Consider the following 7,472-nt stretch of genomic DNA (forward strand, 5'->3'; position numbering starts at 1 on the left):
GCGGCGCCCCCGCCCAGGGCGTGGGTGGCACAGGAGGCAGCGCAGTGACATCCGCTCCGCTCCCCCGGATCCTCCGCCGCCGCGGCGAGCCGGAATACCCGACCTTCCTGGAACTCTTCTTCGATCTCGTCTACATCTTCATGTTCTCCCGGCTCGCTGCCAGCCTGGCCGAGAACCTCACCTTCCAGGGCGCGGCGCAGACCGCCGTCCTGCTGCTGGCCGCCTGGTGGGTCTGGGTGCTGACCGCGTGGCTCACCGACCTGTTCAACCCCCAACTGCCGATCATCCAGGCGACCACCCTGCTGGTCATGCTCGGCACCCTGCTGATGGCGATCGCGACCCCGTACGCCTTCGGTCGGTACGGGTGGCTCTTCGTCGCGGCCTACTTCGGCATCCACCTGGTCCGCGACGCCGTCCTGATCCCCGGCACCCGGGTGAACCGCCCGATCCAGGCCAGGAGCATCAGGGTGTTCTTCTGGTTCGGCGTCACAGTGACGCCCTGGGTGGCCGGGGTGTTCGTGGACGAGACCGCCCGACTGGTGCTCTGGTCGCTCGCGGTCGCGGTCGACCTCGGCTCGGCCCGGGTCGGCTGGCCGACGCCGAAGCTGGGGCGTACCGAGCTGGCCAGCCAGATCTTCACCGGGGTGCACCTCTCCGAGCGGCACCGGGCGATCTTCATCGTCGCGCTCGGCGAGTTGATCCTGAGCACCGGCACGGGGCTGGCCGGCAGCGGATTCACCGTCGGCGCGGTGGCCACCGGCGCTGTCGCGTTCGTCAGCGCAGTCCTGCTGTTCCAGCTCTACTTCCAGCGGGTCCAGCGGATCCTGGCACCACCGAGCGTCGCAACAGTGGAACGGGTCCGCTCCGGCACCTCCACCTCGTACAGCCATCTGGTCATGGTCGCCGGGGTGGTGCTGGTCTCGACCAGCACCTCGCTGGTCATCGACCGGCCGTTCGGCCGCGCCCCGGTCGAGCTGATGGTCGCCACCCTCGGCGGACCGGCCCTGTTCCTGCTCGGCACCGTGCTGTTCGATGCCGTGGTGACCGGCCGGACCCTCTGGTCCCGGGTCCTGGCGATCGTGGTGTTGTGTGCCCTGCTGGCACCCGCCACCCTCCTGATCCCGCCCCTGGCCGCCCTGGTGCTGGCGAACCTGATCCTGCTGGTCACCCTGGTCGGGGAAGGGCTGGCCGCGCGCCGACGGCTGGTCGGGGACGCCGCACCATCGCGATGAGGGGCCCCTCCGGCCGCCGTGCGGAGTCACCCCAGCATCGGCGGTGCCGGCGTACGCGCGTGTCGCCGGGTGCTCACCAGGTTCGCCACGGCGATCAGGAGCAGCACCGTCATGGCGAGCAGGGCGACCAGCACCGGCGGCAGCAGGGACGTGGTCGGCGCCACTCCCACCAGCAGCACCAACCCGGCCAGCCGGGACCGCGAAATCCGCCCGAACACCGTGAAGTCGAGGACGCCCCGGCCGACCAGGTACACCGCGGGCCCGCCGAGGATCACCGCGGCCCACGAGGGCGGGGTCTCGCCCAACGGACGGCCCAGCACGAGCCGGCTGGTGACCGCCGCGCCGACGATCCCGGCCACCATGATCAGATGGGTGACCGCGGCGGACTGGGTGAGCAGCGCCGGGTTGGACGACCGGGCGATCGCGTCGGTCAGCAGCTCGCCGGCGCGGTAGATGTAGATCCGCCACATCAACACGACGGTGGTGAACACCACAAGTAGAGCCCAGGCTCGCTCAAGCGTGTACTCGCTCATGCTGAAGGTCGTACCGATCACGAAGATCGAGACGCCGAGCGCGACGATGACGAACTGCCGGTAACGCTCGGCCACCCGCGCGCCGACCAGCCGCCAGTCGCGCGCTCGTGAGCGGCCTATCCCGGGTACCGGCCAGCCCAACGCCGCTGCGCCGTACTCGACGACGACAGCGAGCACCCAGATCGTCAACTGCCCCGAACCGCCGACGAGCGCCCCACCGATCCAGCCGATGCCCGCGGCAGCCTCCCAGATCAGGATCCGGACGCTGCGGCGCGGCGGCCTCCGGTGCGAGACGACCACCATGTAGTAGGCCGCGGTACTGAGGTGGATGACCACGTACGTGGTGGCGAACAGCAGCCCGCGGTCGCCGTACGCATCGGCGGCGAGCGCGGCCAACAGCAGGCTGGCAGCCGCCACCCAGATGAACTGCCCCTGCCCGGCCGGGCGGGTCAGGTCGACGCTGTCCGCCGTCCAGACGGTCAGCGCCCAGATCATCGTGAACGCGAGCAGCAACACCAGCGTCTCGACGATGCCGGTCCAGGTCAGGTTGTCGGCCAGCACCGTCGCCAGGGTGACCAGGGCGAAGACGTAGACGAGGTCGAAGAAGAGTTCCAGGAACGCCGGACGCTCCACGCCCGGATCGGGGTGTGACGCGGCTGCGGCACCGCCGTCCGTCGCCATCGACATCGCGCTCCACCCGGTCCCCGCCGCACGCCCTCCGTGGGGACAATACGGGCAAGTCCGCCGCTGGGCCCGTCATCGGAGTTTCTTCCGGGTCGGATCCGCCGAGCCTGTCGGCGCTCGCCGCGCCGTCGCGGTGGATGCCGTCTGTGCTCGTCGCGGCGGATACCGTCGGTGCTCGCCGCGACGTCGCGGCGGATGCCGTCGCGGCCGGTCAGCCCTGGGCGGCGAGGCGTCGTCGGACCTTCTCCCGGATCGGCGCCGGCAGGTCCTCGGCGTCGAGCAGCCGAGGCAACAACTCCGGCTCCAGGCTGGTCGCCCGGAACACCTCACCGATGGTGACACCGTGCGCCGGCCGGTCCACCACCTCGACCGGGTCGCCCGCGCCGACCTCCCCCTCGCGCAGCACCCGCAGGTAGGCCCCGGGCGATGCCCGGACGGTGAACCGCTTGATCAGATCCGGTACGCCCCAGAACCCGGCGAACGTGGTGCAGGGGGTGCGCGGCTTGGTGACCTGGAGCAGGGCGGAGCTGACCTGCCACTGCTCGCCGATCACCGCACCCGTCACGTCGACCGCGTAGGTGGTCAGGTTCTCGCCGAAGCCGCCAGGCGGTATGGCGCGGCCCAGTTCGGCCACCCACCAGGCGGCGTCCTCCTCCGCGTACGCGTAGACCGCCTGGTCGGGGCCGCCGTGCTGGGGTCGCTCGCCGATGAAGTCGCCCGCCACACCGCCAGTGAGCAGCGACACCGGGCCGTCGACCGGCCGCTTGTCGATGCCGCTGCGACCGCTCGCGTCGCCGGCCCACCCAGCCTCGGTCACGATGCCGAGGTTCACCGCTGCCACCCTGCCCGTCATGACCGCCAGCCTAGTGGCGGTCCAACGCCGACCAACCTGCCCGGCACGGGGGATCCGGCACCGGCGTCAGCATTCCGCACGTCGGCCGACGTCGGCCTCGGACTGCCGGGGCGCGGGGGTCAGCCCTTGACGGCGCCGGCCACCAGGCCGGAGACCATCCGACGCTGCACCAGCAGGAAGAAGATGATGACCGGCAGGGTGAACAGGGTGGACGCGGCCATCACCGGCCCCCAGTTGGTGTCGTCCCGGCCGAAGAAGAAGGTCATCGCCACCGGAAGCGTGTAGCTGCCCTGGTCGTTGATGAACGTCAACGCGAAGATCAGCTCGTTCCACGCGGTGATGAAGGAGAAGATGCTGGTCGCCACCAGGCCGGGCGCCACCAGCGGGAAGAGCACCCGGCGGAAGATCTGGGCCCGGCTGGCCCCGTCGATCGCCGCAGCCTCCTCCAGTTCCTTGGGCACCGCGGCGACGAAGCCGCGCAGCATCCACACCGCGAACGGCAGCGAGAACCCGAGGTACGTGAGGATCAGGCTGGGCAGGGTGTTGTAGAGCCCGAGCCGCTGGATCATCAAAAACAGCGGGATGACCAACGCCTCCAGCGGGATCATCTGCACCACCAGCAGCATGATCAGGAAGCTGGTCCGCAGCTTGAAACGGAACCGGGCCACCGCTGTCGCGGCGAGCAACGCCACCAGACCGCTGAGCACCACAGTGGAGACGGCAACCAGCGCGCTGTTGAGGAAGAAGTCGAGGAAGCTGACGCCGGGGATCAGGTTGCCGGTCAGGATCTCCCGGTAGTGATCCAGCGTCGGATGGGTCGGCACCGGCTGCGGAGTGGACGAGAAGATCTCCCTGCTCGGCTTCAGCGAGGTGGAGATCATCCAGTAGACCGGGAACGCCGCGAAGAGCGCGACCAGCAGCCCGGCGCCGTTGAGGGCGATTTTCTTCACGACTCGTCCTCCTGCCTGAGCACCATCCGTACGTAGAAGCCGGTGACCACCAGCAGGATCAGCGTGAGGATCACCGCGATGGCCGCGCCGAGCCCGTACTTGGGCGGCGGAGAGAAGGCTTCGGCGTACGAGTAGATGGCGAGCATGAACGTCGGCCGGTCCTGGGTGCCGCCGGCCAGCACGAACTGCTGGGTGAAGACCTTGAAGTCCCAGATCGTGGAGAGCACGATCAGGATCCCGAAGACCGGGCGCAGCAACGGGAAGGTGATCTTCCAGAAGACCCGCCACGGGCTGGCGCCGTCCACCCGGGCCGCCTCGTGCAGCTCACTCGGCACGCTCTTGAGACCGGCCAGCACACTCACCGCGATGAACGGGAACGAGTGCCAGACCACCACCAGGGTGAGGATGGCGAAAAAGAGCAGTGGCGAGTTGAACCAGCCGTAGCCGGTCCAGTCGCTGCGCCCGAACAGGCTGTTCGACAGCCCATCCGGCAACGCGTTGAACAGCCACGTGACCAGGCCACTCGTATCGTCGAAGATCCATTTCCAGACGATGGTGCCGGTCAGCGCCGGCGTTGCCCAGGCGAGCATCACGCAGCTGGCCACGAACGTCGCCATCTTGCGACCGAGCCGGTTGAGCAGCAGCCCCACCAGGGTGCCGAGCACCATGGTGAGCAGCACGTTGGCCGCGGCGAACAGAACCGTGTTGCGCAGCACGGTCAGGAAGAACGGGTCGGAGAGGATGTCGACGTAGTTGCCGAACCCCACCCACGGCCACTCCCGATCGCCGCGCAGTTGCCGGACGCTGTTCAGCCGGTAGAAGGACATCACCACCACCTGGCCGAGCGGCCAGAGCAGCAGCACCCCGATGATCAGCAGGGCGGGCAGGAGCAGCAGGTAGGGCAGGCGGTCCACCCGGCGACGCCGCCGCACAGGGGTCTCCCGCGCGGCGGCCGTCTCCGGACTTTTTGTCTGAGCGCTCACTTGCTGTTCAAAATGCCTTCCATCTCAACGGCCGCATCGGCGGTAGCCTTCTCGACCGTCTTCTGCCCCTTCATGACCGAGCTGTTCATCGCCTGGGTCACCGTCTTCGTCCGGCTGACCTCCACCCACTTCGGGGTGAGCGGCGTGAGCTTGGTGTTCTGCATAGTGGTGGCGAACGACGCCATCACCTTGTCGTTCGCGTACGCGTCACCGGAGACCAGGTCCTTGTAGACCGGGAAGAAGCCGAGGCTGCTCGCGAAGCTCTGCGCGTTCTTCTTGTTCAGCAGCACTGTCAGGTAGTCCCAGGCCAGGTCCTGCCGCTCACTGTCCTTCCAGATCGCCACGTCCGAGCCGCCCGCGAAACCGGGCGCCGCCTTGCCGTCCGGGCCGGGGATCGGGAACGTACCCCAGACCTTCTCGATCTCGGGGTTGTCCTTCTTGATGGCGCCCTGCTGCCAGCTACCGGCGAAGGCCATCGCGGCCTTGCCGGTGGCGAACTGGGTACGCGCGTCGATCTCGTTCCAACCCGCCGCCGCCGGCGGGGCGACCTTGTGCACGGTCACCAGGTCGGTCCAGAACTTGACGGCCCGTTGCGCCTCGGGCGTGGTGTAGCCGGACTTCCAGGTGCCGCCCTGGTTGCTGGCGATCTCGCCGCCCGCGCCCCAGAGGAAGGAGTAGAAAGGCAGCTCGGAGTTGCCGGGCAGCGCGATGCCGTAGGTGCCCTTCTTCTTCGCCTGCACGGCCTTGGCCACCGTGACCAGGTCGTCCCAGGTCTTCGGGGGCTGCACGCCGGCCTCGGCGAACCAGTCGGTGCGGTAGTAGATGGCGCGCACACCCGCGTACCAGGGCACGCCGTACTGCTTGCCGTCGAGCTGAGCGTTGCGCACCAGGTCGGGCAGCAGATCCTTGCCGTCGGCCCAGCCGCCCATCCGACCACTCACGTCGGCGAGCGCCTCCTGGGCGGCCCAACCCTGAGTCTCGGTGTTGCCCAGCTCGGTGATGTCCGGTCCCTCACCGCCGGCGAGCGCCGCCTGGAACTTCTTGGGCGCCTCCAGCCAGGGGATGTACTGCACCACCACGTCGGTGTCGGGGTGCTTCTGGCGGAACTCGGCCTCGACCCCGTCGAGGAAGGAGTTCTGCGCGTCCCCGCCCTCGCCCATCATCCAGACCGTGAGCTTGCTGTCGTCAGCCGCGTCGTCGCCGGAGCCTCCACAGCCGGTCAGCACCATCGCGGCCGAGGCCACCATGGCGGTGACCGGGGCCAGCCGCTTCCACCTGTTCACGCCACTTCTCCCCTCGCGCCGCCTGGAACTAACCTTCTCCGCCGCACCCTAGTACGGAGAATTCCTTTACGACAGTGGGCGGGACTGGCCGAAGCGAGGCGACCGTACCGCAGCAGCCCGACGACCGGCACTCCAACATCCGGCCAAAATCGGGCCTTCCAGCACGAAAGAGCGCCCGGCTCTCGGCCGGGCGCTCTTTCCAGTAGTGCTGTCCTACCAGTGGTGCTGTCTCGTCAGATGATGCCGGGTCGTTATCGGGTGACGCTGCGGCGGCGACCCACACCGGCCACCAGCGCGACAGCGATCGCAGCCACAACAACCTGCACCAGCAGCTCGCCCCAGTCGATGCCGCTCGTCTCAGTCGCGATGCCGATGGCCCGCGCCAGGACGGTGCCGAGCAGCGCGGCGCCGACGCCGATCAGTAGGTGCAGCCAGATCGGCATGTTCTGCCGACCCGGAACGACCAGGCGGCCGAGCGCGCCGACGATGAGACCAACAACGATCGCAGTGATGATGCCCCACACGGTGAGCTCCACGGCCACCCTCCTTCAAGAATGTCTGACACACGGTGCGTGTGCTTCCTGTCGTGACCGTTAATTGCCCTACCCACCCAAAATCCAAACCGACTCCACTCACCAAACGATCACGACTTGGCCAACAAAGGCACGTTCCACCGCACCCCCACCGACCACCCCGCCCACGCGACCGCCCGGCCGACCGGCAGTCGGGCAGTCGGGCAGTCGGGCAGTCGGGCCATGATCAACTCGGGTTCCTTGAAACCGCGGTGTCCAGGTGCGGGGATACCCCGACTTCATGAAAGCCGAGTGGATCATGTCGGTCCGTGCGGGTTGCGCGCCGCGCCGCATCCGACGGAGGCGGATGGCGTCGTTCAACCGGAGCTGACAAGAGATCTTGGACAGTTTCCGTTCCGTGGGCGGGCTCAACCGGTGGTTG

At 68.5% G+C, this 7,472-nt stretch carries 7 protein-coding genes; 1 reads left to right on the forward strand and 6 read right to left on the reverse strand.

Annotated features, from left to right (window positions below):
• Positions 1-44: 44 nt before the first annotated feature.
• Positions 45-1,232, forward strand: a complete 1,188-nt coding sequence (locus tag MED01_RS21800) for a low temperature requirement protein A (protein WP_238670395.1) — start codon at positions 45-47, stop codon at positions 1,230-1,232.
• Positions 1,233-1,258: 26 nt separating this feature from the next.
• Here MED01_RS21800 and MED01_RS21805 read toward each other — a convergent pair whose 3' ends face one another.
• The 6 genes from MED01_RS21805 to MED01_RS21830 form a co-directional block, all read right to left on the reverse strand.
• Positions 1,259-2,452 carry a low temperature requirement protein A gene (locus MED01_RS21805; protein ID WP_238670396.1) on the reverse strand — a complete coding sequence of 398 codons (1,194 nt, stop codon included), beginning with the start codon at positions 2,450-2,452 and terminating at the stop codon, positions 1,259-1,261.
• A 208-nt stretch (positions 2,453-2,660) separates the two neighbouring features.
• On the reverse strand, positions 2,661-3,302 hold the full coding sequence (locus MED01_RS21810; RefSeq protein ID WP_238670397.1) for an MOSC domain-containing protein: 642 nt from the start codon (positions 3,300-3,302) through the stop codon (positions 2,661-2,663).
• A gap of 119 nt (positions 3,303-3,421) precedes the next feature.
• A complete protein-coding gene (locus MED01_RS21815) occupies positions 3,422-4,252 on the reverse strand; it encodes a carbohydrate ABC transporter permease (protein ID WP_238670398.1) in 831 nt (276 codons plus the stop codon).
• On the reverse strand, positions 4,249-5,235 hold the full coding sequence (locus MED01_RS21820) for a carbohydrate ABC transporter permease (RefSeq protein ID WP_308193533.1): 987 nt from the start codon (positions 5,233-5,235) through the stop codon (positions 4,249-4,251). The genes MED01_RS21815 and MED01_RS21820 overlap by 4 nt, the downstream gene beginning before the upstream one ends.
• Positions 5,232-6,518: a sugar ABC transporter substrate-binding protein gene (locus tag MED01_RS21825; protein WP_238670400.1), complete on the reverse strand. Its 1,287-nt coding sequence runs from the start codon at positions 6,516-6,518 to the stop codon at positions 5,232-5,234. Before MED01_RS21825 ends, MED01_RS21820 begins: the two co-directional genes overlap by 4 nt.
• A gap of 251 nt (positions 6,519-6,769) precedes the next feature.
• Complete coding sequence (locus MED01_RS21830; RefSeq protein WP_203122726.1) at positions 6,770-7,054, reverse strand: GlsB/YeaQ/YmgE family stress response membrane protein; 285 nt, start codon at positions 7,052-7,054, stop codon at positions 6,770-6,772.
• Between the last annotated feature and the right edge of the window lie 418 nt (positions 7,055-7,472).

The sequence above is a fragment of the Micromonospora alfalfae genome (assembly GCF_022230925.1).
Lineage (GTDB): Bacteria > Actinomycetota > Actinomycetes > Mycobacteriales > Micromonosporaceae > Micromonospora > Micromonospora alfalfae.